The sequence below is a fragment of the Roseicitreum antarcticum genome (assembly GCF_014681765.1).
Lineage (GTDB): Bacteria > Pseudomonadota > Alphaproteobacteria > Rhodobacterales > Rhodobacteraceae > Roseicitreum > Roseicitreum antarcticum.
Genome location: NZ_CP061501.1, coordinates 78055 through 103727 on the forward strand (window position 1 = coordinate 78055; position 25673 = coordinate 103727).

Here is a 25673-nt window from a genome sequence, read left to right on the forward strand (position 1 = left end):
GATGGATCTGGAACGGATGCGCACCTTGCTGGCGGCACTGCAGGAAGCGCGCTACGCAGGCGTCCGCTCGGTCAGCTATGACGGCAAGTCGATCAACTACGGCTCGGACTCGGAACTTGCCAACGCGATCAGCGATCTGGAAACCCGGATTGCCACGGCCACGACCGGTACCCCGCGTCGTCGGCGCTGGGGCACTGTCGCCTCGAAGGGCCTGTGATCCATGGCGTTTGAGGCATTCCGTCAGCGCATCGGTTCGATCATCGGCGGCTTCGATGCGGCCCAAGCCCATCGGCGTCTGCGCGGGTTCCGGGCATCCCGCGCTCATGTGAACACGCTGATCGCGGCCTCGGGCGAAACGATCACCGCCCGCGCGCGCTGGCTGGTCAGAAACAATGGCTATGCCGAATGCCGTGGAATCCTTCGCCAGCAATGTCGTCGGCGATGGCATCAAACCCTCGTCGACGATCACGGATGCGGCAAAAAAGGAAGAGCTACAGGCGCTGTGGCTGGCCTGGACGGATGACGCTGACGCGGAAGGCCTGACCGACTTCTACGGTTTGCAGCGCCGCGCCGCGCGCGAAGTGTTCCTCTCCGGCGAGGTCTTTATCCGCATCCGGCCCGCGCGCGGAAGACGGTCTGACCGTGCCGCTGCAATTGCAGATGCTGCCTGCGGAAATGCTGCCCCTCGACATGAATCGCACGCTGTCCGGCGCTGGGCTGATCCGGCAGGGGATCGAATTCGACGGCATCGGTCGCCGCGTCGCCTATCACTTCCTGCGCCGCCACCCGGTGATCTGACCGACCCCGGCCTCACCAATGAGACCGTCCGTGTGCCCGCCGCAGATGTGATCCACGTGCTGGACCCAGTCGAGGCAGGCCAGTTGCGCGGCGTGTCGCGCTTTGCCGCCGCAATCGTCAAGCTGTTCACCCTCGATCTCTATGACGACGCGGAACTGGAACGCAAAAAGATCGCGGCGATGTTCGCGATGTTCATCACGTCGCCCGCACCCGAAACCCGCTGGAACCGACCGAGGAGGATCTGGAGGTTAGCCCGGCCAGGTGGTGCGGCTGGATCCCGGCGAGGATGTCTCGACGCCTCACCCGACTCCGGCGGCACCTATGAGCTTTTCCAATACCGGACGCTTCTGCAGGTCGCGGCGGCGCTGGGCATTCCTTACGGCTATCTGACCGGTGACACCGCAAAGGGTAACTTCTCAAACACCCGGATATCGCTGATCGAATTCCGCCGTCGCATATCCGGCCTGGCAACATGGCGTGCTGGTGTTCCAGCTGTGCCGCGCGGTGTGGTCTCGCTGGATGGACGTGGCGGTGCTGTCCGGTGCTATCGACCTGCCCGGCTATGATCAACAGCGGCGGCAATATCAGGCCTGCGCCTGGTTGCCGACGAAATGGGACTGGATCGACCCGATGAAGGACGCCTCGGCCGAGATCCTGCAGATCGAGTCCGGGCTGAAATCTCGCACGCAGGCAATCTCGGAGCGTGGCTATGACGCAGAACAGGTCGACCGCGAAATTGCCGCCGAGCGCAAACGCGAACTAGCGCTTGGCCTCGACTTCCGCCGTCCGGGATCCCCGGCGCAGGGGCCGGGTGCTGCCAGCGGCAAGGATGACAAGCAGGACGGCGCGGAAGGCGACGACGCACCCGAAGATGCTGAAGACAAGGCTGACCCCAAGGAGGGCGCATGATGCACCACGCCCAGATCGCCCAGCGCGCCTTCAACACACCCTTGATGGTCGACCCAGCCAAGGCGCTGGCGTTTCTGTCCGGGTTGGGCCCGCGCATCACGGGGCAGGAAATCACCTTCCATGGCCTGGAAGTGGAAGCCGCTGACCAGACAGCCGCCAGCCTGCCCGCCCGGGCGTCGCTGTTCGGCAATGACCTCGCCCAGCGCCACCAGCGTAATGGCACCCAGCCCTACGCCTTGGTCGACGGCATTGCAGTAATCGAAATTGCGGGCACACTTGTGCACCGTGGCGCGTGGATCGGGCAATCCTCGGGCATGACGTCTTACGAGGGCATCGCGGCCCAACTGCAGGCCGCGCTGTCCGATCCCGGCGTGCGCGGCATCGCCTTGGACATCGACAGCTTCGGTGGCGAGGTCGCTGGCGCCTTCGATTTGGCCGACCGCATTCGGGCGCGCGCGCGCAGAAGCCGATGCACGCCTTCGTAGCCGAACACGCGCTGTCCGCTGGCTACGTCCTGGCATCGCAAGCCGACCGCATTATCCTGCCGCGCACCGGCGCTGTCGGCAGCATTGGCGTGGTGGCACTGCACACCGACATGAGCGGGGCGCTGGACCAGAAGGGCATTGCCGTCACGCTGATCCACGCAGGTGCCCACAAGATCGATGCCAATCCGTACCAGCCCCTGCCCAAGGCGGTGCACGACCAGATGCAGCGCGAGTTGGAGGTCGTGCGCTTTCTGTTTGCCGAAACCGTCGCCGCTGGTCGCGGGGATCGGCTGACCCATGCAGCAGCACTTGCCACCGAAGCGGCTGTGTTTCGCGGGGCCGATGCCATCGCCGCAGGTCTTGCCGACGATCTCGCCGATCCCGTCACGGCCTTCCACGCTTTCGCCGCCGCACCCGCGGCACCACTCCCACCAGCAGAAAGGGTCCACAGATGACCATCATGCCCACCGACACCCCGAACCCGGCACCGACAGCCGCCACCAATCCCACACAGACGACCACGACGGCTGCACCAACGATGCCCGTGTCGTCGGTTGCAGTGGCACCCGACACAACGGCAATGAACGCCGACGCTGTTCGTGCAGAAGCAGCCGAGGTCGCACAGGTCTGCGCGCAGGCCGCTCGGCTCGGGGTTCAGATCGACGCAGCCGACGCGGTCACACGCGGGTTGAAGCCCGAAGCCCTGCGCGCCCGCGTCCTGGCCGATCTGGCCGCCCGCAGCGATGCTGCTGGCATCATCGCCACCGCCCCGGCAGCCACTGCGGCGAAAGACAGCCCGATCATCGCGGCCGCCAAGAAGGCCGCGACCGACGCCAAGCGCTGATCCAGCGCCACTTCCCGCCAATCCCAAAACATGGAGACTGACCAATGCCCGTCCTGACGCAACTGCCCAGCATGGGCGATGTCCTCAAATATGAGGTCAACCCGAACTACACCCGCGAGGTAATCACTTTGCTTGTCGGGATGCCCTATCCCGTCGGCTCGGTGCTCGGCAAAATTACCGCCAGCGGCAAATACAAGCTGGCCACCAGCGGTGGCGCAGATGGTGCGCAAACCGCCACGGCCGTCTTGCTCTATGCCGTCGACGCCACGCTTGCCGATGCCACTGGCATTGTGGTCGCGCGCGGTCCCTCAATCGTGTCGCGCGCAGGCCTCGCCTATGACGGCACCGTCGATGACGCCGCGAAGATCACCACCAAGATCGGCCAGCTGGCTGCCGTCGGCATCATTGCTCGCGACGGCGTCTGACGCCCACCGGCGCGGCGCATCCACATCCATCCCTCTTTCCCCGGAGCACCCCATGACCCTTGTCCGCAATCCCTTTGACGCTGGCGGCTATTCGCTGGCCGAAATGACGCAGGCCATCAATATCCTGCCCAACCTCTACACCCGCCTTGGCCAGATCGGCCTGTTTCGCTTCGAGGGCGTCAGCCAGCGCTCGGTGATCATCGAGCAATATGAGGGCGTGCTGAACTTGCTGCCCTCCGTCCCGCTGGGCGGCCCCGCCACCGTCGGCACGCGGGAAGGCCGTTCGATGCGGTCCTTCGCGCTGCCGTGGATCCCGCATGATGATGTGATCTTGCCCGGTGATATCCAAGGCCAACCGGCGCTGGGCGTGTTTGACGGGGCCGACCCGCTGGTCGAGGTGATGAACCGCAAGTTGCAGCTGATGCGGCGCAAGCACGCCCAGACCCGCGAATACATGGAAATGAACGCGCTGCGCGGCATCGTCAAAGACGGGGCTGGGACGACGCTCTACAACTACTTCACCGAGTTTGGTCTCGCGCAAATCTCGGTGGACTTCGTGCTGGGCACGGCTGGCACCAATGTTCAGGGCAAGGTGCGCGAAGTCCTGCGCGCCATGGAAGACAACCTGCTGGGCGAAAGCATGAACGACGTGCATGCCCTCGTCAGCCGGGAATTCTTCGACAAGCTGATCGCGCATCCCAAGACCGAAGAGGCGTACAAGTTCTACGCCGCGACCGGCGCGCAGCCCTTGCGCCAGGATGTGCGGCGCAACTTCCCCTTCGCGGGCATCGTGTTCGAGGAGTATTCGGGCACGGTGACACTTTCCACCAAAGCCACCGAACGGCTGGTGCCCGCCAGCGAGGGTATCGCCTTCCCGTTGGGCACCATGGACACCTTCACCACCTTCGGCGGCCCAGCCAACCTGCTGGAGGCGGCCAATACAATGGGCCTGCCACTCTATGCGCGCCAGCATCTCGACGAGAAGGGCCGCTGGATCGATCTGATGACGGAGGCCTCGATCCTGCCGGTCAACAAGCGGCCGCGCATCGCGATCCGCATTCACACCTCGAACTGACGGATCCGCCATGAACGTCTTTGCCACCGCCATGGACCGCATCTATGCCAACCCGTCCATGGCGGTGGCAGCCTTGTGGATTTCCGCAACCACGTCAGAGGAAACGTCAATCCGTGTCATACGTCGTGCGCCAGACCACATCACCGAATTCGGTGCGGCGCGCTTTGTCAGCGACACCATGATGGTGGACGTGCGCGTCGCAGACCTTCCGGGGCCCGCCCAAACGATCTGATCGTGATCGGGGCCGACAGCTTTGCGATCCAGGGAAACCCATGCGGGATCGCGAACGTCTGATCTGGACGCTGGACCTGCGGCCAACATGAGGCTGAGGATCGAGATCAATCCCGACATCGCCGCCTTAATGCAGGCAGAAATTGCCGCCGGTGAAAAGGCGGTGTCGGCCGCCATGCGCGAGGCTGGCACCGGTCTCAAATCCGCTTGGCGCAGCCAGATCACCGGCGCGGGGTTGGGCACGAGGTTGGGCAACAGCATCCGCCTGGCCAGCTTCCCCAAAACTGGCGACAGCCTGAACGCAGCGGCGCTGGTCTGGTCCAACGCCCCGGTGATCATCGGAGCGCATGACACCGGCCCGCTGATCCGGTCCAAGAATGGGTTCTGGCTGGCGATCCCAACTGCTGCCGCTGGCAAAAGCAGCAAAGGCGGTCGGATCACCCCCGGCGAATGGGAGCGCCGCACTGGCCTGCGCCTAAGGTTTATCTACCGCCGGAGGGGCCCAAGCCTGCTGGTGGCCGAGGGACGGCTGAATTCCAAAGGTCGGGCTGTGGCGTCAAAGTCCAAAACCGGACGCGGCGTGGCAACCGTGCTGATTTTCCTGCTGGTACCACAGGTCAAGCTGCGGAAAAGGCTCGATTTGGCGCGGGATGCAGAGCGCGCGGTGGACGGCGTGCCGGGCCTGATCGTGGCGAGCTGGGTGGAGGGACAACTGGGCTGACGTCTGCAATGCGGACAAAGTGTGAGTTCGCTGCAAGTGCACCAATGTTGGTTTTGAGGAAGCAGTTCAACAAACGGTCGTTTAGTAGCGATACACGAAACTGAAAAAGACTGTTTTGATGCCCCTGATCGGCTATGCCCGTGTATCCACCGAGGATCAGACCCCCCTGCCCCAGTCGCAGGCCCTGAAATCTGTGGGCTGTAACGAGATCCATGAGGAGCAGGCCTCGGGCGGAAACCGCGCCCGACCAGTGTTGGCCCGCGTGCTGGAGCGCATCGCCAAGGGCGACACGCTGGTCGTCGTGCGGATAGACCGGTTGGCAAGGTCGCTGTCGCATCTTCTTGAAGTGATTGAGCGGCTGGAAGCCAAGGGGGCCTTTTTCCGCTCGCTGGAAGACCCGATCGACACCGCCAGTCCCCAAGGCAAGTTCACTCTGCAGGTTCTGGGTGCTGCGGCCGAGTTCGAACGGGCGCTGATCCGCGAGCGCACCAAGGCGGGTTTGGCGAGCGCACGCAACGCGGGCCGCGTCGGCGGCAACCCAGGCCTGCGCGCCCGCGACCCGGCGGCGCTGCGCAAGGTCAGGCTCGCACGGGCTAACGGTTACATGGAGCGACTGAACGAAAACGCGCAGGATTGGGTGCCCCATGTCCGCCGCCTGCGACCTGACATGCCCTGGGAAGACGTACTACGGATAGTGAATGCCCCTTTGCTAGAAGCGCAGCGCTGGACGCAAGCGCGCCTGCTGCGCGCCGTGAACGCGTATGTTCGCGACGGTTTCTTGTCTGAAACGGTGCTGGCTCGCGCCGGTCGGCGTGATACCGACGACCGCCTGCCAGCCATCGTAGCAGCCATCAAGGGCGCGGACTCCGACATCACTTTACAAGCTATCTGCGATCGGTTGGAAGCCATGCGAGAACGGACGCCGCGAGGTCGGAGCAACTGGCAGCCGTCTTCGGTAAAGATGCTGCTGGAGCGCGCTGAAAAGCTGGGTTTGCTGAATTGAGCGGAATAACCTTGCAAATCTTCCACACAATGGAATAATTGCAAGGTATGTATCCGCGAATAACCAACCAAATTGTGCTATCCGCCCTTGAAGAGCAGGCGGCAGTTGTCCTTTTAGGACCCCGGCAGGTTGGAAAGACAACGCTGGCTCTGGAACTCGCAGACTCGCGCCCGTCCGTCTACCTCGACCTTGAACGTGACGCGGACCGGCAGATCCTCGCCGAGCCCGATCTCTATCTAGACGAGCAGGCCGGGATGCTGGTGATCCTCGATGAGGTTCAGCAAATGCCGGGCTTGTTCAAGAGTCTTCGCGGGCAGATCGACATGCGACGACGTAAGGGCTTCCGCACCGGGCTGTTCTTGCTCCTTGGTTCCGCAACCAACGAGCTATTGCATCAGTCGGCCGAGTCCCTCGCCGGCCGCGTCCGTTACATCGAAATGCGGCCCCTTCAGTTGGATGAAGTAGGCCGCGATCGGCTGAACGACCTCTGGCTGCGTGGCGGCTTTCCCGACAGCTTTCAGGCGGCCAGCGACCGGGCCAGCCTGAGCTGGCGGGAGGATTTCCTTCGCACCTATCTGGAGCGTGACATCCCTGCCCTCGGGCCGCGCATCCCAGCCACCACCCTACGCCGCTTCTGGACGATGCTTGCCCATGCTCAGGGCGGCTTACTGAATGCCGCGGCCCTGGCCGAAGGTTTGGGTGTGTCTGGCCAGACAATCGGGCGATACCTTGATCTTCTCGTTGACCTCATGCTGGTGCGGCGGTTGGCCCCGTGGCATGAGAATGTCGGCAAGCGCCTAGTCAAGTCGCCCAAAGTCTATGTCCGGGACAGTGGCCTTGTGCATGCCCTGCTCGGCCTCGGTTCGCTGGAAAGCCTGCTTGGCCATCCGGTGGTTGGAGGCAGCTGGGAAGGGTTCTGCCTCGAAACCCTAATTGCCGCAGCGCCATCAGGCACTGAACCCTTCTTCTACCGAACCTCGGTCGGGGCGGAACTGGATCTAGTCCTCCACCTGCCCGAAGGCGAGACTTGGGCGATCGAGATCAAGCGTACCACCGCTCCAAAGGTGTCGCGCGGCTTCCACCTTGCGGTCGAAGACATCAAAGCTGACCGAAAGCTGTTGGTTTATGCTGGCGAACGGGATGTCCCTGCAGCGGATGGCTTACGCGCGATGCCGCTGGATGCGGCGGTTGCCCTGCTGCGAAATATTTGACGCGCGAAACGCGCGTGGCTACCACTAGAACTTTCAGCTTGCTTGTGTTGGCGCAAGTGACAAGCCACTAAATATAGAAAGTGCTTGCACGAATCTGACTCCTCCGGCAATAGTCACGGAAAAGGGCGACTAAACGCCGAATTCCGTGAACACGCTGCGGGGGCAAGAGGGCAGATGAGCAGAGCCGAGACACACGAAGATCTCAATGCGGTCATCCGCCAGCACTCCGAGTTGCTGGCCGCTCAGCTGCATTCGCAGCGTGAGAGCCTCTTTCCGCCTGATGCGACCAAGTCGATGCGCAAATTCACCTCTGGTGAGGCGGCGGCCTCGCTTGGGGTCAACGACTCCTACCTGCGAAAACTCCACCTCGATGGCAAGGGCCCGTCGCCTGAGTTGACTTCGGGCAACCGACGGCACTATTCCGCAAAGGACATCCAAGACCTCCGGGTGCTGTTGGAGAAGACCGCCCGAAAGCCCGGTGACTATTTGCCCGGGCGTCGCGCAGGCGATCACCTACAGATCATCGGCGTGATGAACTTCAAGGGTGGTTCGGGAAAGACGACAACTTCGGCCCATCTGGCGCAGCGTCTGGCCCTCAAAGGATATCGCGTTCTCGCGATCGACCTCGACCCACAGGCCTCGCTCACCGCGCTGCATGGCGTTCAGCCAGAGTTCGACCTGCTGGATGGCGGCACGCTCTACGACGCAATCCGCTACGAAGATCCTGTGCCCATCGCCGATGTCATACGCAAGACATATATCCCCAATCTCGATCTGATCCCGGGCAACCTCGAACTGATGGAGTTCGAACATGACACGCCACGGGCTTTGGCCAAGGGCAATGCCGGCCTCTTTTTCTTTCGTGTGAAAGAAGCCTTGGCTCAGGTCAATGACGACTACGACGTTGTCGTCATTGACTGTCCACCGCAACTCGGCTTTCTGACTATGTCGGCCCTTTCGGCAGCGACCGGTGTGTTGGTCACGATCCATCCCGAAATGCTTGACGTTATGTCGATGAGCCAGTTCCTGCGAATGACGGCCGACCTGATTGACGTAATTGCCGACAGCGGCGCCGATATGTCCCACGACTGGATGCGGTATCTTTTGACCCGCTACGAGCCAACAGACGCACCTCAGAACCGCATCGTTGCCTTTCTGCGCACAATGTACGGCGACAAGGTGTTGAATGCGCCTATGCTGAAATCTACGGCGGTCTCCGATGCAGGGCTAACCAAGCAGACGCTTTACGAAGTCGAGCGCAGCGCCTTTACGCGGACAACATATGATCGGGCCATCGAAAGCCTGAACGCAGTGAACGATGAAATCTCGCAACTCATTCAAAAGACTTGGGGGCGTTGATGACGGACAGTAAGAAGAAGCGAATGTCCATGCTGGACGGTCTCGCAACCGCTGGAACGCCTGCGGCCTCGGGCAGTATGATGTCCAGTAATCGAGCTCTGCGTTCTGCCCGAGATGCTGTCGATGCCCATAATGTCTGGGAGCTTGACCCGGCCGAGATCGAAGACGGACGTTTTGCAGACAGGCTGGATCCAGCAGATATACACGATCTGCGTACCTCGATCGAACAGAACGGACAGACCGTTCCAATACTGGTCCGGCGCCATCCAACTGAGATCAACCGTTACCTCCTTGTCTATGGACGCAGGAGGTTGGAGGCCATCCGCAGATCAGACAAGGTTAGCAAGGTCAGGGCGCTCATCGCGAACCTTGACGACAGCGCCGCTCTGCGTGCGCAAGTGTCGGAAAACACGGCGCGGCGCGACCTCAGCTACATCGAGCGGGCCCTCTTCGCACGTGAAATGCTCGACAGCAGCTTTGGTACGCAAGCGCAGATCGCCGAAGTCTTGAATGTGACACGTTCGGCAGTGTCGATGGCAATCTCGGTCGCCAAGGCAATCGGTTCCGAAATGACCCAAGCAATTGGGCCCGCATATGGTATTGGTCGCCCGCGTTGGGAGGCTCTCGCTAAGGAGCTCGCGCAGGGACATTTTGATCAAAGACACCTCTGTGAGGTCGCTCTTGAAGCTCGTAACAGGGCGCCATCTGGAGAGGAATCCGACGAGGATGACGAACTTCGCCCTGATCCTTCGGTAGCGGCTTTCGAGGCGGTATCGCGTCATCTCAAGAAGAAGGCCAGTCCAGCCAGTGGTTTAAAACCACGGCCAAAAGAGACTGAGCTTGTGATCGACGGTGCCCGTGCCGGCACGATCAAGAAGTCAGCCAGAGGGGTCCGTCTGGACCTAACGGATGTGGACGGTGCCTTTGCCGACTGGCTAGAAAGCCAGGCACAGGACGTCCTTCAAGAACTTCACGCGCGCTGGAAGCGCGAGACGTGAAGAGAGGAAAAGCATCAATGAAAAGGAGGCACGGAACAGGCTAGAGAAAAGGTCCCGCAAAGCTTGCGCTCCACGAGACCCAGACGTTGATCTTAGCATTTTCAAGGTAATGGGCCAGCGCAAAAACCGCAAGTCTTATGTGATTCGCGGAACGGTTTTTTATGCCTTCGTGAAATAATTCATGGAATACACACCACTTTCGCCGTTTATGCGGCCTATCTCGCATGCCCATTTGAGAGTGATCGAAGAACCCGACACGCCCGTCTCGGGTAAGACGGTCAACAAATGGGAGCTTCTGCGAGAGCTTTCCAAGTCTCAGGCAGCCTTCGGCGTCACAGAGCGCGATCTGACAGTCCTTCAGGGCCTTCTGAGCTTCTTTCCCCATGACGCGCTCGGCGGGAACGCAGAGATGGTCGTATTCCCGTCCAATAAAGCGATCTGTGAGCGCCTGAATGGCATGGCCTGTTCAACGATGCGGCGCCACCTCGCCCGGTTGGTCGATGCGGGCCTGCTCGTCCGCCGCGACAGCCCGAACGGGAAGCGCTATGTCCGCAAACACGGCGAAGAGCGCGTGGCCTTCGGTTTCGACCTTACTCTGCTCTACCGTCGTTCTGAGGAGATCGCACGGGCAGCAGAGGCTGTGCGCGAGGCAGAGAACCGTGTCAGGCGCTTGCGTGAGGTCGTTAGCCTCATGCGGCGCGACATCGCTGCCCTGGCCGAGTTCGGTGAAGAAATACAGCCTGGCTTGGGCCTTTGGGATCAACTGCGAGATACGGCCGTTTTGACGGCCCGCGCTCTCCGCCGCAAGCTGCCGCTGGAGGATTTAACGCAGTTCCGACGCCAACTAGAAGCGCTGCTTGACCAGGCACGGAACGTCATTGATGGTCCTGAAACAGAAGAAATGGTCACCAATGATGCCCGTTTTGAGCGTCACCATCATAATTCAAATGAAGAATCTATGGATCTTGAACCTGGCTTGGGAACAGCCAAGACGGCTAACGTCGCACAAGAAGACGAAAGTCCAGCGCCAGAGGAAAGCATTGAAGAGCCAGACACCAGACGTGCACCAAAGATCCCACTTCATCTCGTTATCGCAAGCTGTCCATCTCTCGCGACCTTCTATGACGGTCCGATCCGGCATTGGCATCAACTCTATGACGCCGCCTGCCATGTCCGCCCGGCAATGGGGATCAGCGCATCAGCCTGGGAAGAGGCACAGCGTTGCATGGGGCCTGAACAAGCATCCATCGTAGTTGTAGCAATGCTGCAGCGATTTGCTGACATCAGATCACCCGGTGGTTACCTGCGTGCGCTCACAGCCAAAGCAGCAGCTGGTGAGTTTTCCTGCGGGCCTATGGTCATGGCGCTGATCGGGAGGAGGAGTGCGGCCTGATGTTCACAGCTGTGAACTTTCACCAAATAGGAGCCGTAGAACGAAATGTTCACAGCTGTGAACTCTTTGACTTAGTTTTACGCACTCAGCCATGTTTGCTCACCACCAGCTTGAGAGTGAAAGGTTTGGGGTTTGAGGGTGACGGGAAGTGAGATCGGGAGAGTGGCTTCCGAGGCCCGTCGTGGAGAAAATCTGATGCCGAAAGCTATCCAGAAAATCACCCTATCGCCTTCCCAGGATATCCCTTTCGACAAGCTTGTGCTGAGCCAGTCCAATGTACGGCGCATCAAGGCTGGCGTGTCCGTTGATGAGTTGGCCGAAGACATCGCACGCCGTGGCTTACTGCAGAGCCTGAGCGTGCGGCCGGTGCTGGACGATGACGGCACTGAGACTGGCAAATTTGAAATCCCTGCCGGTGGTCGGCGCTTCGAAGCATTGTCACTGCTGGTGAAGCAGAAGCGTTTGGCGAAGACCGCGCGCATTCATTGCATCGTGCGGGATGCGGGGTCCGCGATCCTCGCCAAGGACGATTCACTTGCAGAAAGCACGCAGCGCATCGCCTTGCACCCGCTTGATCAGTTCCGCGCGTTTGTGTCACTGCGCGACAAGGGTCAGAGCGATACTGAGATTGCTGCCGCCTTCTTCATCACGCCGCAGATCGTGAAGCAGCGCCTGAAACTTGCCTCCGTCGCCCCTGCCCTGATTGCTGTCTATGCGGAAGATGGCATCACGCTGGAGCAGCTCATGGCCTTCACCGTGAACCCCGATCACGCGTGCCAGGTTCAGGTCTAGGATGTGATCAGCACATCCTGGAACAAGGAGCCATTCCAGATCCGGCGCATTCTGACCGAGACCTCGGTCCGGGTGTCCGACCGGCGCGCGGTCTTTGTGGGTATTGATGCTTATGAAGCGGCTGGCGGCACGATGCTGCATGACCTCTTCCAGGGAGATGACGGATGACGAAGGTGCGGCTCATACGAAACTGCTCGCCGAGTATCGGGCGCTGGAAGAGGAATACGCAGGACAGGAAGAAATCCCCGACGAGATCGACACGCGGCTTGGCGTGTTAGAAGCGGAGATGGAAAAGTTCGAAACCCAGCCGTTGATCTTCGATCGGACAGAGATCGGGCGGGCAGGGGCGTTCATCACACTCGACCGCTACGGCGCGCTTGCAGTCTATCGCGGCTACGACCACCTCACATCGGATGAGTCCGTTGAGGACGGCATCACCGCCAATGAATACACCTTCACCGCAGGGGGGCGGCGGTTCGGATGACACATGGAAGGGCTCAACCCATCTCTTGCAGAATATCCAGAATGTATGTATATTCTGCACAAATGGAGACCCAGATCATGCAAGAGCTTCCAGAGTTCAAGGCGGCCGACCTGACGCGGCACACAAGTGACCTGTTTGACGCGGCCATTCGGTCGCCGATCGCGATCACCAAGCATCGCAAGCCGAAATTCGTGCTGATGAGCATGCACCAGTATCAGCAGCTCGCGCGGGGGGCCACGCAGCAGGCTTACATGATCGACGAGATGCCAGAGGATCTCAAGGCGCTGATGATAGAAGGGCTCGAGCGGGACTTGACGAAGGCGGATGACTAAGCCGAGTGCTGGAGAGGTTTTCCGCTATCCGTTCCTGTGGAAACGCGAACAGATGGCGGGCGAGACTGAGGGCCGCAAGATGCGGCCTGTCTGTATCGCCGTCACTGTCGCCAAGTCCGATAACGAAACCGTGGTGTTCATCCTGCCGATCACGACGCAGCCGCCCTTGCCCTCGCGCAAATTTATCGAGGTGCCACAGATCGAGTCGCAGCGCGTGGGGTTAGAAACCCATGTCCGCAAATGGGTCATGCTGGACGAGATCAACACCGATATTTTGGAACGGTCCTATGTCTGGGAGGACCGCACGCCCATCGGCACGTTCAGTTCAGTCTTCACATCCAAGATCCAATCCAGCCTGATCGCGCTTGCCAGGTCGGGCGGGGCATCCGTTGTCGATCGCCTGAAGTAGTCTCGATCACCGCAGGGTCTGCCCAGCTTCACTTGTTCCCGTCGATCCACTTCGACATCAGCCCCTTGTCGCGGAAACACTCATCCGGCACGGCGCGGCGTTTGATGCGGGCGAGACGCTCGGCAAAGGCGACCTGCTTTGATGTCGGGCGGCTGTCCTGCGAGCCCGGGTTCAGCTTGGCCTGTGCGTCGATCCAGGCGCTCAAGGAGCGCCGATCTTGCTGAACCTCCCACGGCAGAAGCGTCTGATTGCGCAGTGACAGCGCGCGCGCATAGGCGATCTGCTTTGGCGTCGCGGGCAGGGCATAAGTGGTGCTTTCCATCGGGGGTCTCCCTTCGTAGCTTGGCTCTCAGGATAGAACATAACAGGAACAAAAGCAAGCCGCCTGCGGAGAACATGGGGTTCGAGAGGAAGAGGAGGGCCGGGGAGGGTCAGGCCTGAGGGTGCCCGAAAGAGGGTGTCCGGGCCTGATCCTGTTCCTCATTGGGGTTTGATGCCGGAAAGTGCAGGATCCTACGTTCTCATGAGCTTCGCATTTAACACTCTCCGGCATCAGACCCCTAAAGAGTGAAAGTGTCCTTCGGGTTTTGTGACTGACGGATGAGGGCCTTTGGGGTCCCTCAAATGGGTCCGGGCCGGATTCCGGTCTGTCTTTCTTGACGAAGGGCATTCCCATGCAAACAGGTGTCTTGCGCGTGTTGCGCGCGACCGCTGCCTCCTGGTGGCGGCACAAGGAATTGCGCCGAACCGGCAAGACCGAGCTGGCGCGGCGGCTCGAACGCGAGACTGTGTTGCGCGATCTCGGCTATCTCAGGCAGGCGGCGACATTGCCGGACGCGCATGTGATCTGCGGACATGGCGGGACGTTCATCCATCTCGGTTGGACCACCGTGTCGACCTTCGCGCCGATCGAGCGCTTTCCCTTGGCCACTCTTGCGGTCGCACGAGGGACTGGTCTTGTCACGCTTACGTTCCGGTCTCTCAACGCATTTATGCGGCCTTTCGCTCGAATGCCAAGGAGCTTTTACCGCCCAACGATGAATGCCTACGCCGTGGATTATAGAACCCGTTGATATACTGGAAGATCGCGCCTTCTGCCTGACGGCGTGTGTCCCAACGGTTGCGCCAAATCAGCTCAGCCTTGATGGATTTGAAGAACGTCTCAACCATCGAATTGTCGTAACAATTACCCTTGCCGCTCATCGAGACTTTGAAGCCGTGCTTTGACAGACGCCGCTGATATTCATTGGAACAATATTGCGCCCCACGATCCGTATGGTGAATGCAGCCTTCAGGCGGTTGCCGTAGCGCCACAGCCATGTCCAGCGCTCGGATCGCCAGGTCCCGCTTCATGCGATTGCTGACAGCCCAGCCAATGACGCGGCGAGAGTAGAGGTCGAGGATGACGGCCAGGTATAGCCAGCCTTCGCTCGTCCAGATGTAGCTTATGTCACCAGCCCATTTCTGGTTCGGTCCATCCGCAGTGAAGTCCTGATCCAGCAGGTTGGGCGCGATATTGAACGTGTGATCGCTATCCGTTGTGGCCTTGTATTTCTGGGTCCTGATGACCTTGATGTCGTTCTCGCGCATCAAACGGCCCACACGCCTGTGACCCACGCTCAACCCCAGTTCTTGTAGTTCTTCAGTCATCCTTGGTCGCCCGTAGCTTTGCAGGCTAAGCCGATGCTGCTCGCGAATATGGGCGAGAAGAACCATATCATCTCGCTGCCGTTGGCTCATTGGGCGGACTCGCCACGCACGAAACCCACGAGATGTAACCTGCATAATACGGCAGAGAAACGCGACCGGCCAATCTTCTTTCCAGGCATCGATGAAGGCAAACCTCACCGACTTTGGCCCGCAAAGAAGATTGCCGCCTTTTTTAACACTTCCCTCTCCTCGCGCAGAAGTCGGACTTCTTTGCGAAGACGGGTGTTCTCCTTCTCAACGTCTTCATGCGGACCAGACATCAAATCCTCGTGCTGATGTTGCTGAACCCATTTGTTCAGCGTCGAGACGCCAACCCCCAAATCCGACGAAAGCTGTGGGCGCGTCAAGCCGCTGGTCGTCGCCATCCGCACTGCATCACGCCGGAACTCGTCTGTGTATTTCTTTGCCATTCGATATCTCCTTCATAGCAAATATTGCTCGAAAGAGACCGGAACTGAAACGGGGCAAGACCAGTCCGGTGGCCGTGAAAGTGCCGCGCGTGCGGGATCGGAGCGCTGGCGAGGACAAGGTCACCTTTACGCCCAGCATCTTGCCGCGGTATCTGCGCAAGGCGAAGTCCATTGAGGAGCTGTTGCCGTGGCTTTACCTCAAGGGCGTATCCACGGGTGATTTCACCGAGGCGCTGGAGGCGTTGTTGGGTCCGAATGCCAAAAGGCCTGTCCGCAAAGACCGTCTCGCGGCTGAAGGCCGATTGGTGGCAGGACTATGAGGCGTGGCAGAAGCGCGATCTTGGCTCGCGGCGATTTCTCTACATCTGGGCGGATGGCGTTTATTTCAAACCGCGAATGGCTGAGGAAAAACAGTGCGTTCTGGTGATCGTAGGCGCCGATGAATACGGTCGCAAGGAACTGCTGGCCATGACTGATGGATTCCGTGAAAGCACGCAAAGCTGGCGCGAGGTGCTGCTCGATCTCAAGCGGCGAGGACTGAAACAGGATCCCAAACTTGCCGTCGGCGACGGTGCCCTGGGGTTTTGGTCGGCGCTGCGCGAGGTCTTTGCTACGACGCGTGAACAAAGGTGCTGGGTTCACAAGACCATGAATGTGCTGAATGCGATGCCGAAATCCATCCAGGCCAAGGCCAAAGGCCATCTGCACGACATCTGGCAGGCTGAGACAAAAGCCAAGGCGAACGCCGCTTTCGACTTCTTCGTCGCAACCTATGGCGTGAAATGGGACAAGGCGGTCGCCAAATTGGTCAAGGACCGGGACGCGCTGCTGACCTTCTACGACTACCCGGCGGAACACTGGAAGCACATCCGGACGTCCAACCCGATCGAAAGCACCTTTGCCACCGTGCGCCACCGAACCAAACGCACCAAGGGATGCCTCAGTCGTAAGACTGGCCTGGCCATGGCCTTCAAGCTGATGATGTCAGCGCACAAGAAATGGCGCAAACTCGATGGCCAAAACCGCCTGCCCGAGATCATCCAAGGGATTGAGTTCCGCGACGGAATCCGCCAACTTCATAATGCCGCCTGATCAAGCGTCACCAACTTTTGCCCATATCTCTCGATATGGAACCTGTTGCCCTTTTTCTTTTTGCGTTTGCGCTTCTAATCAATGCTGGCACACCCGGACCCAGTATTGCTGCGCTGGTCTCACGTGTCATCTCAAATGGTTGGCGTGACATTGCACCTTTCGTTGCTGCAATGTGGCTTGGTGAAGTTATCTGGTTGACCGTTGCAGTGGCCGGTCTGTCCGCGTTGGCGGAGACATTTCATATCGCTTTCTTGATGCTAAAATACTGCGGGGTCGCCTATCTGGCGTACCTTGCGTGGAAGATGTGGCATGAACCTGTCACAACCGAAGAAGAAACGCTTCCAGAAGGGCGCTCAGGTTGGTCCATGTTTGCAGCAGGAATGGCTCTTACGTTAGGAAATCCAAAGATCATGGTTTTCTACCTCGCCCTTCTACCGACACTCATAGATCTATCTAACGCATCAATGTCACTCTGGGCCGTCGTGGCATCTGTTACCGTCATTGTTCTGGCTGGCATTGATATCGCGTGGGTCGCGCTTGCCCACCATGCTCGAAAGATGTTGAAAACCCCACGCGCAATCAAAATCGCAAATCGCGTTGGTGCAACGTCGCTTGGGGGCGCTGCGATCGTTATTGCATCACGTTAGCTAAGAAGGCTGATCTTTTTGGTGATGTAAATCTCAAGAGCGGTCGTTGGAATAATCGCAGCGAAAGCTCGTTTTGTCCCGCGTTGGGTCAGTTCATTCGCCGTGCAGCGAGTGGCGGCTATACCGCAGCTGAAGGTGCTTCCGCGCTCGGTGTTCGCTGCAGGACGCGATAGACCGTTGGCCGGGAAACATCGAACAGTTCTGCTAAGTCGCTGATCGAGTAATCGCCGGTGTCATACATACGGCGTAGCTCTGCCTGGCGGCGATCCGACAGCTTGGGCTTCTTGCCCTTCAGCTTTCCCTTGGCACGAGCGATAGCCATACCCTCTTTCGTGCGCATCCGGATCAGGTCCGCCTCAAACTCTGCGAAGGTGGCAAGGATGTTGAAAAACATCTTTCCCATCGGATCGGTCGGATCATGAACACTGGCCCCAAGAGCGAGTTTGACACCGCGCTGCGCCAACTCGTCTGCGATGGCGCGGGCATCGGGGACGGATCGTGCCAACCGGTCGAGCTTCGGGACAACCAGCGTGTCACCTTCGCGCACCGCCGCCATGGCCTGCGCAAGACCCGGCCGCTCCCGGTTTGTGCCGGTCAGGCCGTGGTCGGTGTAAATACGATCCTCCGCCACATTGAGGGCGAGGAGGGCGGCGCGTTGTGCCGCAAGGTCCTGCTTGTCGGTCGAACAGCGGGCATATCCGATACGGGTTTCAGTCATAAGATGTTCCCCCCGAGCTGAAAAACGCCGGAACGATCTCCAGCCTCAGCGTCCGTGTAACGCAAAAGGCCCCCTCATTGATACTATTATCGGACTAGCTAAGTGAGACACCGTTTTTCCATAGAACGTTGAGCGCCGGTCATGATGACTGACCGTCCAGTGAGCGATCCCCTTGCGGACACCTGCTGTCAGAAACGTGCAACAACTGCTCAGGTTTTGAACGGAGTTTGTGGCGGCGGAAAATGTACCGTTTTCAAGCCGTGCCAAAAAGGAGGGTTTTGGAACGCCTGTCGAGTGTCAGCTATGCGGACCAAACGGACATTCGCTGTCTATTGGGTTGCAATGTAAAACGAACGTTTTACATTGGTGTTAATCGACACCGAAGGATGCATACCATGGACATGATCACCAGGCTCACCGCCGCCGCCGAGCGGCTCTTTGACCGTCACGGCTACATGGCCACCGGCATGGACCGACTGACCGAAGCGGCGGGGATGTCGAGCCGGACGCTCTACAAGCACGCGGGGAGCAAGTCGCAACTCATGGCGCGCGTTCTGAAGGAACGAGACCGGCGTTTCATGGCCCGGCTTGAAGTGCGGACCGTCGACGCGTTCTTTGCCGCGCTCGAGGATTGGGTCCGGGTCGAGGGCACGCGCGGCTGTCTGTTCTTGCGGTCACAGGCGGAGACTGGTGGCGACACGCCCGAGATCGCCGCGGCGGTTGCCGCGCATAAAGCGGGCTTTCATCATCGGGTGGGCGAGGTCGTAGCGGCGGATCTGGGACATGAGAATCCCGCGCTGGCCGAGCAGGTTCTGGTCCTTTTCGAGGGTGCGACCCAAGCTGCGGTCTATCGCGGGGCCGATGCGGTGTCCGCCGCACGGGCGGCGGCGTCCGTCCTGATGTTCAGGGCACGACCGTGAGCCCGGCCCTTCGTATCGGGATTGTCGGCTTCGCCCTTATCGCGGTTTGCTACGGCTTTGCCCGCTTTGCCTTCGGCCTCTTCCTGCCGCAAATAGACGGCGAGTTAAGCCTCGGTGCGTCGCTAAGCGGCGTGATCTCGGGCGGTTCCTTCGCGGGATATTGCGTCGCCATCGTCGCCTCGGCCGTCCTAACCGAGCGGATCGGCGCGCGCGCCGCCGCCGCCGGGGCGGCCCTCGTCGCGGCCATCGGCATGGCGGGGATCGCCCTAGCACCATCGCCGCTATTCCTTGCCATCGCTGTGGTGGTCGCAGGATCGAGCACGGGCCTCGCTTCTCCCCCCATGGCTGCGGCAGTGGCGGCTGCGGTGCGTGCGGACCACCAAAACCTGACGAACACCGTGATCAATGCCGGAGTGAGCGCGGGCGTGGCGCTGTCGGGGCCGATTGCCTTCGCCATGACCGGGCAATGGCGGCTGGCCTTCGGAACCTTCGCCGCCATCGCTTTCATGCTGTCGATTGTGACTGTGGTCACGCTTCCCGCCTCTTCCGGCGCCAACCGCGCAGGCGGCTTGCCACCGATGACCGGGCCGGTCATGCGCTTGATCTCTGCGTGTTTCCTGATGGGGATGGCGAGCACCGCGGTCTGGTCCTTCGGCGGCCAGCTCGTCTCAAGACAACTGGATTGGGGACCAACCGGAACCGGTCTCCTCTGGACCTGCATCGGGTCAGGCGGACTTGCGGGGGCCTTTGCTGGCACACTTGTGGGCCGATGGGGTCTGGACCGTGTTCACTGGGCTTTCCTCAGCCTGATGGCAGCCAGCATCCTAGCGGTGGGCTTTGGTCTCGGCCCCGTTTCCGTGCTGATCGCAGGTGCCATCTTCGGCGCGGCCTACGTGATGCTGACGGGAGTCTACCTGATCTGGGGCATCAACGCCTTGCCGGACCGCCCTGCGACCGGGCTGATGGTCGGGTTCCTGACCATCGCCGTGGGACAGACCACCGGCGCGCCTGTCTTTGGATTTATGATGGCGGGTTTTGGGCCGGGGCTGGCGGTGGCTTGCTTTGGTGGCATCGCACTCCTCGCCGGGTTCTTTCGTGCGAGGGGCCAGATCAATGGCGTGCCTGCATAGCATCCGGGCAAGACCATACACTTGTCGGAGGTCGTAGAAGGGCGTATTTCGTTGAAAAACTCGTGCTTGATCCGATGGCGTCTGGCTGATTCAATTCCGACATTAGGTGGGAGGATTGGCGATGATGGGACCACGGCAGGAAGCGCAACCGGCGATGTTCTATGAGTTCTCCCTGGAGGAACACGTCCCCCAGGATCACCTGCTTCGATCCATCGACCGGTTCGTCGACCTGAGCAGCATCCGCGCCCACCTTGCGGATTTCTACAGCCACACGGGCCGCCCGTCCGTAGATCCCGAATTGCTGATCCGCATGCTTTTGGTCGGCTATTGCTTTGGTATCCGGTCCGAGCGTCGGCTGTGTGAAGAGGTCCATCTGAACCTCGCGTACCAGTGGTTTTGTTGGCTGGACTTGAGCGACCGGGTCCCGGACCATTCCACGTTCTCGAAGAACCGGCACGGGCGCTTCCGCGACAGCGAACTTCTGCGGCATCTGTTCGAGACGACCGTCGCGCGCTGCATCGAGGAAGGCTTGGTCAGCGGGCAAAGGATGGCTATCGATGCCAGTCTGATCGAAGCCGATGCCAACAAGCAGAACTCGACGCCGAAGGAAGAATGGGACCCGGCGCAGGTCGATCCCGCTGATGCACCGAGGGCCGTTCGCGAGTATCTCGACACACTGGATGAGGCCGCGTTCGGGGCCGCCAGCGAGGTCCAGCCCAAGTTCACCTCGCACTCCGACCCGGCGAGCCAGTGGACTGCGGCACGCAAGGGCCCGGCTTTCTTCAGCTATTCCGACAATTACCTGATCGATACAGATCATGGCGTCATCGTGGATGTCGAGGCGACACGGTCGATCCGGCAGGCTGAGGTCGGTGCGACCAAGACCATGCTCGATCGCGTGAAGGCCAGGTTCGACCTCCATCCCGAGCGCCTGATCGCGGACACGGCCTATGGCACGGCGCCGATGCTGGGCTGGCTGGTCGACCGCAAGATCGCGCCGCACATCCCGGTCTTCGACAAGTCTGGGCGCAGCGACGGGACCTGGACCCGCGCAGACTTCGAGTGGGATGCCGAGAACAACCAATACATTTGCCCTGAGGGGCACGAGCTGAAGCAATTCCGCCGGAACTATTCCGATCCTAACCGCGGGCCGACCGGCAAGGGCGTCGCCAAATACCGGTGTCTGAAGCATACCTGCCAAGCCTGCCCCTCGAAGGCACAGTGCTGCCCGAACATAGACTTCCGGTCGATCACCCGCGAGGAACACGAAGACGCTCGGCAGATCGCCCGCGACATTGCGAAGACCGACCAATACGTGATCTCAATGAAGCTGCGTAAGAAAGTCGAGATGCTCTTCGCCCACCTCAAACGCATCCTGGGCCTCGGCAGGCTCCGATTACGCGGCCCATCTGACGAATTCCTCCTCGCCGCAACCGCCCAGAACCTCCGGAAACTGGCAAAGATTTTTCCCGCACCGCAGCAATCGCGAAAGGCCTGATCAGAAAGGCGCTTGCGCCGGACTTGAAACAGCTATTTCTGCGCTCGCAAACAGGAGTTTTTCCACAGAATCGGCTCACTGCTGACTTTCGCTGCGTTTGCACAGCAGCTCCAAAAACCACCGTTTTTGGCGCATCTCTAAGGTCCACCTTGCGGGACCCTGCTGCCGTTTACAGCATCTGCGCAAAGACCGTTCGCGGTCGCAGCATCACCGACGTGCGGGGCGGGAAGCAGCCTGTCGTGAAAGTCTTGAGAAGTCTGACACCGGAACAAATGCGGAGTCTCGCCATCGCCGCATTCAGCGGCCTTTTATTCTTAGTTCGAACCGTTTATGCTATGTTATGGTAATATGGTCACAGTTCCTGCCAGCGTTTCCGAGAAGGTGTAACGAGTATGGTCATCAGTCGAAGGACGCGCGGTTTTTCGGGCCTGTTTGTGGTCCTTGCCATTGCAATCGGCGTCGCGTTCTTTGGCGAGGCGACCGTGAGACGAGCGTCCTTTCTGCTAAAGGCAAACCCGGTAGCGGCAACCAAAGAAGCCGTCGCAAGGGGCGTTGAACTTTTCGCAGCGAATTGTGCGATCTGCCACGGGATACCTTCGGAGCATGCCGCTGGCGGTATGGTGATTGCGGGGCAATCAATGCCGGCATTTTCCGACCTGAACCGACCTGCGTCGGTGTTGGCGATGCGCATAACTTTCGGTGTGGGCGAAGGCATGCCCGCGTGGGACGGTGTGCTGACCGAAGACGAGATCTGGCACCTTGTGACCTATGTCATGACATTTCAGCAAGCGGGCGGCGGCTGGCGACCTCGGGATAACTGATGCGCTTAGGGTTCACCGCGAAGTGCATCTGGGGCAAGTTACTTCGCATTTCACCGCTTGCGCTCTGCGTCATTCAGAGCGGTCAGCTTTTCGGACAGTCGCGTCAGATCGGCGATCAGACGCTCCAGATCCAGCTCTTCCCACCCTTGCAGCAGGTCGACGAACACCGGCCCGAATGACCGTTGCATCGCCTCCAGGCGGGCCATCCCCTCTGCCGTGATCCGGACCAGCCTGTTGCGGGCGTCAGCGTCGTCGCGCCGGACTTCCACCAAACGCTGGTTTACGAATTTCTGGACCACTTTGGTCACCGCAGGCTGAGTCAACTCAATTGCGACCGCGATTTCGGAAATTCGGCTCGGCCCGCCCCTTCGTGCGAGGTGCAACAGCAGCGTGAACTGGGCCCAGGTCACATCATGTGGAGCAAGGAGACGCTCGATCAACCCGCGGTAAAGCGTGCTGACCACACCCAACTGTTGGCCGAACCGGGCAGAAAGTGGGGGCTGCTGCATATTTCCTCTTGCCTTACATTCCGTAGAATATAATAAACATTCCATGGAATGCAAACTGGAGAATCACGTGTTTTCAGCAATTTTTCGGTTGTCGCCGATCACGCATCTGGCGGCAGCGGCTCTGGCTTTCGGCGGATTCCAATGGGTCAAGGGCCGCCTCGACACCAGCTATGCGGCGTCGGGCCATCCGGTCGACTATGCGACAGGCCAACTGGCTTTCGATGCCCGGCTGATCGAGGGCTACTACGCCCATATGATCGAGGCCGGGACCCTGCAGGTCTACTGGCAGACCCAGTTCATCGACTTCGGCTTCATCGCGGCTGTGATGATTGTGGCCGTGCTCTTTGGAACGCTGGCGGCTCGGTTCGGCGGGCGGATCAATCGGTTGGGCGTCTGGGGCTGGAACTTGGGGCTGGCTGCGGCATTTCTGGGTGTGTCCGGTGCCGCGTTCGATGCGTTGGAAAACCTGCTGTCCTTCATGATGCTTGCAAGCTCTCACACTATCCCGCAGCCGCTTGCTCTGGCGTATTCCACTGCGGCAGCGGTAAAATTTGCCTTGCTTACGACCGCAATGTTCAGCTTGCTTCTATCCCTCATGGCAGGCGCGGCGGGAAAGATACAATCCGCAGTATCCAGAGCACGTCGGTAATGCATCAGCCGGTCGTGGCAACCGCCCCAACGTGTCGCATGTCGCTGCGTCGCACATGAATGACCGCTTCGGAGATTGATGCGCCTGGGCTTGAGGAGCAGTTATGGGCCGCTAAGGGCCGAGCACGATGCTGCACCTGCGAAGGTTTCTTTCATGCTGTGGCATGCCTGAATGTCGCTGATCCCCCCCACCTACCGAAAGGTAATTCGCGAGATCAACCATCGCTACGATCCACACTTTGACTATATCACCCATGTCGACCGCAAGTATCTAAACAACCGTGTGGAAAGCGACCATGCCGCTCTGAAGAGGCTGCTCGGATACCGCCAGAGCTTCCGATCTTTGCGATGTGCTAAGGCGACACTGCTGGGGATGGAAGCAATCAGAACAATCAAGCATACAACCAAAGCAGCCAGGCGTCCGAGGCGAGATCAGCTTCGTCCACGAGCTCTTTGGCCTGGCTGCCTGAAATCAACGCAGCGAAGTAAAACTATGTGCGCTTCAAGTCAACAGTCCCGATTGAAGGGATCAGGCCGTGGTATCGAAGAAGCATTGGGCTCCAGGCCCCGTTACCGTCGCACCTGATCGAACGCCGGCGCGCCGGTCCCGGCCTCATGTCGCAAATTTCGGTCGGCACATTCTTGATGGACCACTTCAGTGGGGCACGCCAGACGCTTGTACTATATTTGATAGACCATGACGCTGCGCCCATCCGGATCATAAAAGATCATTCGCTTTACCCCTCCCTGAATGGTCGGTGGGGATTTTATTTTGTGGCCTGTCGCCTCCGCCAGCTCAGCGCATTTAGCAATATCGGCAACTGCGATAGCGAATATTGCGTCACCTTGGGCACGCGAGACGCCCGGATAAATCTCCAGCAGGAAATTCCCGTCTTGCGCCGCAAAATGCAGTGGGCCGTCGCCGTGTTGCTCAGGCATAAACGAGAAGCCAATGAAGCTGTAGAAGGCCGCGCAGCTTTCTGGGTGTTCGGAATGCAGGATCAGAGCGAACCCTGAACGCATGTTGTTATTCAATGCATGATCTGAATTAGTATTCATAGGATACCCTAATAAAAATTGATGCAATATTTACATTTTAGGAACGTCTGATCAACGCGCTCGGCTGCGCCGCGATGGTGGTTTGATCGCCTTTTTGGTCGGGGGTCGCCGTTCTGGTGGTGTCTTTAGCCGTTTCAGGCCCGCCGGAGGGGCGGTTTCGCGGTTTTCGGGCAGACTCCTCCTCATGCCATCAGCCTCCATCGCACCTCTTTGGCCTGGCTGCCTGAAATCAACGCAGCGAAGTAAAACTATGTGCGCTTCAAGTCAACAGTCCCGTCTGAAGCTGGAAATCTACCCTGCTCTCTAGTGTTAAATATGTGTTAAATATGGGACTGTTGCATTAACGGACAGCTTGTCGTGAAGTTATTGATGAAAGGATTTCTACATGTCTAGCAAACAGCCGTTCAAGCGCCACCGGTTTCCCGCGGAGATCATCCTGTGTGCAGTTCGGATGTATCTGCGGTACCCACTGTCCTACCAAGATGTGACGGACTTAATGGCGGAGCGCGGTCTGGATGTTGATCGCTCGACGGTCTTTCGATGGGTGCAAAAGTTTGGGCCGGAACTGTCGAGACGGGACTGTTGCATTAACCAATTCCCCGGCTGTTCGAGGTGTCAACAGGCCCATATATTGTGCTAGACTCGATTGCTTCCTCAATAAATTGCGCCGCTTGAACCGTTGTCATGCTAACTTTCGTAGCTTCACAACTTAATGCAACAGTCCCATCTCTTTAAGGGCGATGATGGTGGCTGGCTGGAGGACCCTGCCCTGCTCGATCGGCTGATGACGGATAAAATCCAGGCTGAGGCTGATACTGAGACGACTGCGGTTGAAGGCTGGAAATGGATCGAGGTCGCGCTTGACCTGTCCTGCTGCGACAGCCACGCGCTGCGGCGACTGTCCGGTGATCCGGCGCCAATGACGCATGATGAAGGTGCGGGACGGCTCGCGGACAGGCTGCATGAGGATTCTGCAGTTCATGATGTTGATGACGCAGGGGGCCTATGCCGCGGTGTCCGGCTGGCAGCTGTCGGCGATCTA

Annotated in this window: 26 protein-coding genes and 7 pseudogenes; 28 read left to right on the forward strand and 5 right to left on the reverse strand. The window is 59.6% G+C overall.

What is annotated here, in order from left to right; genetic code table 11:
• The first annotated feature begins 1 nt into the window (after position 1).
• The 17 genes and pseudogenes from H9529_RS18310 (at position 2) to H9529_RS18380 (ending at position 13469) form a co-directional block, all read left to right on the forward strand.
• Entirely contained in the window at positions 2-217 is a 216-nt protein-coding gene (locus tag H9529_RS18310) for a phage head-tail joining protein (protein ID WP_092892930.1), read from the forward strand.
• 3 nt (positions 218-220) lie between these two features.
• A pseudogene (locus H9529_RS18315) lies at positions 221-1707 on the forward strand (phage portal protein).
• Positions 1704-2192 carry a Clp protease/crotonase-like domain-containing protein gene (locus H9529_RS21265; protein WP_317889653.1) on the forward strand — a complete coding sequence of 163 codons (489 nt, stop codon included), beginning with the start codon at positions 1704-1706 and terminating at the stop codon, positions 2190-2192. Before H9529_RS18315 ends, H9529_RS21265 begins: the two are co-directional and overlap by 4 nt.
• The gene (locus H9529_RS21270) at positions 2177-2647 is read left to right on the forward strand and encodes a S49 family peptidase (RefSeq protein ID WP_317889654.1); all 471 of its coding nucleotides are present in this window, start codon (positions 2177-2179) and stop codon (positions 2645-2647) included. The genes H9529_RS21265 and H9529_RS21270 overlap by 16 nt, the downstream gene beginning before the upstream one ends.
• Positions 2644-3036 carry a hypothetical protein gene (locus H9529_RS21275; RefSeq protein WP_317889655.1) on the forward strand — a complete coding sequence of 131 codons (393 nt, stop codon included), beginning with the start codon at positions 2644-2646 and terminating at the stop codon, positions 3034-3036. Before H9529_RS21270 ends, H9529_RS21275 begins: the two co-directional genes overlap by 4 nt.
• Before the next feature lie 44 nt (positions 3037-3080).
• Positions 3081-3461, forward strand: a complete 381-nt coding sequence (locus tag H9529_RS18325) for a head decoration protein (RefSeq protein WP_092892924.1) — start codon at positions 3081-3083, stop codon at positions 3459-3461.
• Positions 3462-3513: 52 nt separating this feature from the next.
• On the forward strand, positions 3514-4536 hold the full coding sequence (locus H9529_RS18330; RefSeq protein WP_092893000.1) for a major capsid protein: 1023 nt from the start codon (positions 3514-3516) through the stop codon (positions 4534-4536).
• A gap of 10 nt (positions 4537-4546) precedes the next feature.
• The gene (locus H9529_RS18335; RefSeq protein WP_223814414.1) at positions 4547-4768 is read left to right on the forward strand and encodes a head-tail joining protein; all 222 of its coding nucleotides are present in this window, start codon (positions 4547-4549) and stop codon (positions 4766-4768) included.
• 87 nt (positions 4769-4855) lie between these two features.
• Complete coding sequence (locus tag H9529_RS18340; RefSeq protein WP_092893004.1) at positions 4856-5488, forward strand: DUF6441 family protein; 633 nt, start codon at positions 4856-4858, stop codon at positions 5486-5488.
• A gap of 118 nt (positions 5489-5606) precedes the next feature.
• Positions 5607-6491 (forward strand): recombinase family protein, encoded by an 885-nt coding sequence (locus H9529_RS18345; RefSeq protein WP_092892327.1) that lies wholly within the window; start codon positions 5607-5609, stop codon positions 6489-6491.
• A 47-nt stretch (positions 6492-6538) separates the two neighbouring features.
• The gene (locus H9529_RS18350) at positions 6539-7702 is read left to right on the forward strand and encodes an ATP-binding protein (protein WP_092892328.1); all 1164 of its coding nucleotides are present in this window, start codon (positions 6539-6541) and stop codon (positions 7700-7702) included.
• Positions 7703-7876: 174 nt separating this feature from the next.
• Complete coding sequence (gene repA / locus H9529_RS18355) at positions 7877-9061, forward strand: plasmid partitioning protein RepA (protein WP_092892330.1); 1185 nt, start codon at positions 7877-7879, stop codon at positions 9059-9061.
• Positions 9061-10059 carry a plasmid partitioning protein RepB gene (gene repB, locus H9529_RS18360; protein WP_092892332.1) on the forward strand — a complete coding sequence of 333 codons (999 nt, stop codon included), beginning with the start codon at positions 9061-9063 and terminating at the stop codon, positions 10057-10059. Before repA ends, repB begins: the two co-directional genes overlap by 1 nt.
• A 181-nt stretch (positions 10060-10240) precedes the next feature.
• Positions 10241-11452, forward strand: coding sequence for a plasmid replication protein RepC (gene repC, locus H9529_RS18365; protein ID WP_092892334.1), 1212 nt, complete (start codon positions 10241-10243; stop codon positions 11450-11452).
• A gap of 195 nt (positions 11453-11647) precedes the next feature.
• Positions 11648-12641 (forward strand): annotated as a pseudogene (locus tag H9529_RS18370) (ParB/RepB/Spo0J family partition protein); the annotation flags it as partial.
• 149 nt (positions 12642-12790) lie between these two features.
• A complete protein-coding gene (locus tag H9529_RS18375) occupies positions 12791-13060 on the forward strand; it encodes a type II toxin-antitoxin system prevent-host-death family antitoxin (protein WP_092892364.1) in 270 nt (89 codons plus the stop codon).
• Entirely contained in the window at positions 13053-13469 is a 417-nt protein-coding gene (locus H9529_RS18380; RefSeq protein WP_223814416.1) for a hypothetical protein, read from the forward strand. The genes H9529_RS18375 and H9529_RS18380 overlap by 8 nt, the downstream gene beginning before the upstream one ends.
• Before the next feature lie 28 nt (positions 13470-13497).
• Here the strand turns inward: H9529_RS18380 and H9529_RS18385 are convergent, their stop codons facing one another.
• Positions 13498-13791 (reverse strand): hypothetical protein, encoded by a 294-nt coding sequence (locus tag H9529_RS18385; RefSeq protein WP_092892338.1) that lies wholly within the window; start codon positions 13789-13791, stop codon positions 13498-13500.
• A gap of 352 nt (positions 13792-14143) precedes the next feature.
• Here H9529_RS18385 and H9529_RS20970 point away from each other — a divergent pair.
• A pseudogene (locus H9529_RS20970) lies at positions 14144-14488 on the forward strand (hypothetical protein); the annotation flags it as partial.
• Here the strand turns inward: H9529_RS20970 and H9529_RS18390 are convergent.
• Positions 14460-15589 (reverse strand): IS3 family transposase gene (locus tag H9529_RS18390; RefSeq protein WP_092892340.1). Its coding sequence is split into 2 segments (ribosomal slippage): positions 14460-15343 and positions 15343-15589, totalling 1131 coding nucleotides; the frame shifts between segments, so codons are not numbered across the junction. The pseudogene H9529_RS20970 and the gene H9529_RS18390 sit on opposite strands and share 29 nt — an antisense overlap.
• Before the next feature lie 65 nt (positions 15590-15654).
• On the opposite strand from H9529_RS18390, the pseudogene H9529_RS18395 reads away from it, so the two are divergent.
• Positions 15655-16681: pseudogene (locus H9529_RS18395) on the forward strand (IS256 family transposase); the annotation flags it as partial.
• A gap of 35 nt (positions 16682-16716) precedes the next feature.
• Positions 16717-17328 (forward strand): LysE family translocator, encoded by a 612-nt coding sequence (locus tag H9529_RS18400; protein ID WP_092892342.1) that lies wholly within the window; start codon positions 16717-16719, stop codon positions 17326-17328.
• Between the two features lie 118 nt (positions 17329-17446).
• Here H9529_RS18400 and H9529_RS18405 read toward each other — a convergent pair whose 3' ends face one another.
• On the reverse strand, positions 17447-18046 hold the full coding sequence (locus H9529_RS18405) for a recombinase family protein (RefSeq protein WP_092892344.1): 600 nt from the start codon (positions 18044-18046) through the stop codon (positions 17447-17449).
• Between the two features lie 395 nt (positions 18047-18441).
• On the opposite strand from H9529_RS18405, the gene H9529_RS18410 reads away from it, so the two are divergent.
• From H9529_RS18410 to H9529_RS18425, 4 genes are all read left to right on the forward strand, one after another.
• Entirely contained in the window at positions 18442-18966 is a 525-nt protein-coding gene (locus H9529_RS18410) for a TetR/AcrR family transcriptional regulator (protein ID WP_092892346.1), read from the forward strand.
• Complete coding sequence (locus H9529_RS18415) at positions 18963-20096, forward strand: MFS transporter (RefSeq protein ID WP_092892348.1); 1134 nt, start codon at positions 18963-18965, stop codon at positions 20094-20096. Before H9529_RS18410 ends, H9529_RS18415 begins: the two co-directional genes overlap by 4 nt.
• Before the next feature lie 121 nt (positions 20097-20217).
• Positions 20218-21594 carry an IS1182 family transposase gene (locus H9529_RS18420; RefSeq protein WP_092892350.1) on the forward strand — a complete coding sequence of 459 codons (1377 nt, stop codon included), beginning with the start codon at positions 20218-20220 and terminating at the stop codon, positions 21592-21594.
• A gap of 392 nt (positions 21595-21986) precedes the next feature.
• Positions 21987-22415 (forward strand): c-type cytochrome, encoded by a 429-nt coding sequence (locus H9529_RS18425; RefSeq protein WP_092892352.1) that lies wholly within the window; start codon positions 21987-21989, stop codon positions 22413-22415.
• A 50-nt stretch (positions 22416-22465) separates the two neighbouring features.
• Here H9529_RS18425 and H9529_RS18430 read toward each other — a convergent pair whose 3' ends face one another.
• Positions 22466-22924: a MarR family winged helix-turn-helix transcriptional regulator gene (locus tag H9529_RS18430; RefSeq protein ID WP_176847319.1), complete on the reverse strand. Its 459-nt coding sequence runs from the start codon at positions 22922-22924 to the stop codon at positions 22466-22468.
• A 67-nt stretch (positions 22925-22991) separates the two neighbouring features.
• Between H9529_RS18430 and H9529_RS18435 the strand changes: the two genes are divergently transcribed.
• Together H9529_RS18435 and H9529_RS18440 are read left to right on the forward strand one after the other, a co-directional pair.
• Positions 22992-23573 (forward strand): hypothetical protein, encoded by a 582-nt coding sequence (locus tag H9529_RS18435; RefSeq protein WP_143033552.1) that lies wholly within the window; start codon positions 22992-22994, stop codon positions 23571-23573.
• A 189-nt stretch (positions 23574-23762) separates the two neighbouring features.
• Positions 23763-24042, forward strand: a pseudogene (locus tag H9529_RS18440) (DDE-type integrase/transposase/recombinase); the annotation flags it as partial.
• 211 nt (positions 24043-24253) lie between these two features.
• Here the strand turns inward: H9529_RS18440 and H9529_RS18445 are convergent.
• A complete protein-coding gene (locus H9529_RS18445; RefSeq protein ID WP_143033553.1) occupies positions 24254-24631 on the reverse strand; it encodes a VOC family protein in 378 nt (125 codons plus the stop codon).
• Positions 24632-25016: 385 nt separating this feature from the next.
• Between H9529_RS18445 and H9529_RS20975 the strand changes: the two are divergent.
• A pseudogene (locus tag H9529_RS20975) lies at positions 25017-25208 on the forward strand (IS6 family transposase); the annotation flags it as partial.
• Between the two features lie 150 nt (positions 25209-25358).
• Positions 25359-25571, forward strand: a pseudogene (locus H9529_RS20980) (hypothetical protein); the annotation flags it as partial.
• Positions 25572-25673 lie beyond the last annotated feature (102 nt).

What these genes read in the sequence shown, in the direction of transcription:
- H9529_RS18410 (WP_092892346.1), top strand. Translation starts at nt 18,442, where the DNA reads ATGGACATGATCACCAGGCTCACCGCCGCCGCCGAGCGGCTCTTTGAC.
- H9529_RS18405 (WP_092892344.1), bottom strand. Translation starts at nt 18,046, where the DNA reads ATGACTGAAACCCGTATCGGATATGCCCGCTGTTCGACCGACAAGCAG.
- H9529_RS18325 (WP_092892924.1), top strand. Translation starts at nt 3,081, where the DNA reads ATGCCCGTCCTGACGCAACTGCCCAGCATGGGCGATGTCCTCAAATAT.
- H9529_RS18335 (WP_223814414.1), top strand. Translation starts at nt 4,547, where the DNA reads ATGAACGTCTTTGCCACCGCCATGGACCGCATCTATGCCAACCCGTCC.
- H9529_RS21275 (WP_317889655.1), top strand. Translation starts at nt 2,644, where the DNA reads ATGACCATCATGCCCACCGACACCCCGAACCCGGCACCGACAGCCGCC.
- H9529_RS18375 (WP_092892364.1), top strand. Translation starts at nt 12,791, where the DNA reads ATGGAGACCCAGATCATGCAAGAGCTTCCAGAGTTCAAGGCGGCCGAC.
- H9529_RS18345 (WP_092892327.1), top strand. Translation starts at nt 5,607, where the DNA reads ATGCCCCTGATCGGCTATGCCCGTGTATCCACCGAGGATCAGACCCCC.
- H9529_RS18425 (WP_092892352.1), top strand. Translation starts at nt 21,987, where the DNA reads ATGGTCATCAGTCGAAGGACGCGCGGTTTTTCGGGCCTGTTTGTGGTC.
- repC (WP_092892334.1), top strand. Translation starts at nt 10,241, where the DNA reads ATGGAATACACACCACTTTCGCCGTTTATGCGGCCTATCTCGCATGCC.
- H9529_RS18340 (WP_092893004.1), top strand. Translation starts at nt 4,856, where the DNA reads ATGAGGCTGAGGATCGAGATCAATCCCGACATCGCCGCCTTAATGCAG.
- H9529_RS18350 (WP_092892328.1), top strand. Translation starts at nt 6,539, where the DNA reads ATGTATCCGCGAATAACCAACCAAATTGTGCTATCCGCCCTTGAAGAG.
- H9529_RS18330 (WP_092893000.1), top strand. Translation starts at nt 3,514, where the DNA reads ATGACCCTTGTCCGCAATCCCTTTGACGCTGGCGGCTATTCGCTGGCC.
- repA (WP_092892330.1), top strand. Translation starts at nt 7,877, where the DNA reads ATGAGCAGAGCCGAGACACACGAAGATCTCAATGCGGTCATCCGCCAG.
- repB (WP_092892332.1), top strand. Translation starts at nt 9,061, where the DNA reads ATGACGGACAGTAAGAAGAAGCGAATGTCCATGCTGGACGGTCTCGCA.
- H9529_RS18420 (WP_092892350.1), top strand. Translation starts at nt 20,218, where the DNA reads ATGATGGGACCACGGCAGGAAGCGCAACCGGCGATGTTCTATGAGTTC.
- H9529_RS18380 (WP_223814416.1), top strand. Translation starts at nt 13,053, where the DNA reads ATGACTAAGCCGAGTGCTGGAGAGGTTTTCCGCTATCCGTTCCTGTGG.
- H9529_RS21265 (WP_317889653.1), top strand. Translation starts at nt 1,704, where the DNA reads ATGATGCACCACGCCCAGATCGCCCAGCGCGCCTTCAACACACCCTTG.
- H9529_RS18430 (WP_176847319.1), bottom strand. Translation starts at nt 22,924, where the DNA reads ATGCAGCAGCCCCCACTTTCTGCCCGGTTCGGCCAACAGTTGGGTGTG.
- H9529_RS18445 (WP_143033553.1), bottom strand. Translation starts at nt 24,631, where the DNA reads ATGAATACTAATTCAGATCATGCATTGAATAACAACATGCGTTCAGGG.
- H9529_RS18400 (WP_092892342.1), top strand. Translation starts at nt 16,717, where the DNA reads ATGGAACCTGTTGCCCTTTTTCTTTTTGCGTTTGCGCTTCTAATCAAT.
- H9529_RS18385 (WP_092892338.1), bottom strand. Translation starts at nt 13,791, where the DNA reads ATGGAAAGCACCACTTATGCCCTGCCCGCGACGCCAAAGCAGATCGCC.
- H9529_RS21270 (WP_317889654.1), top strand. Translation starts at nt 2,177, where the DNA reads ATGCACGCCTTCGTAGCCGAACACGCGCTGTCCGCTGGCTACGTCCTG.
- H9529_RS18310 (WP_092892930.1), top strand. Translation starts at nt 2, where the DNA reads ATGGATCTGGAACGGATGCGCACCTTGCTGGCGGCACTGCAGGAAGCG.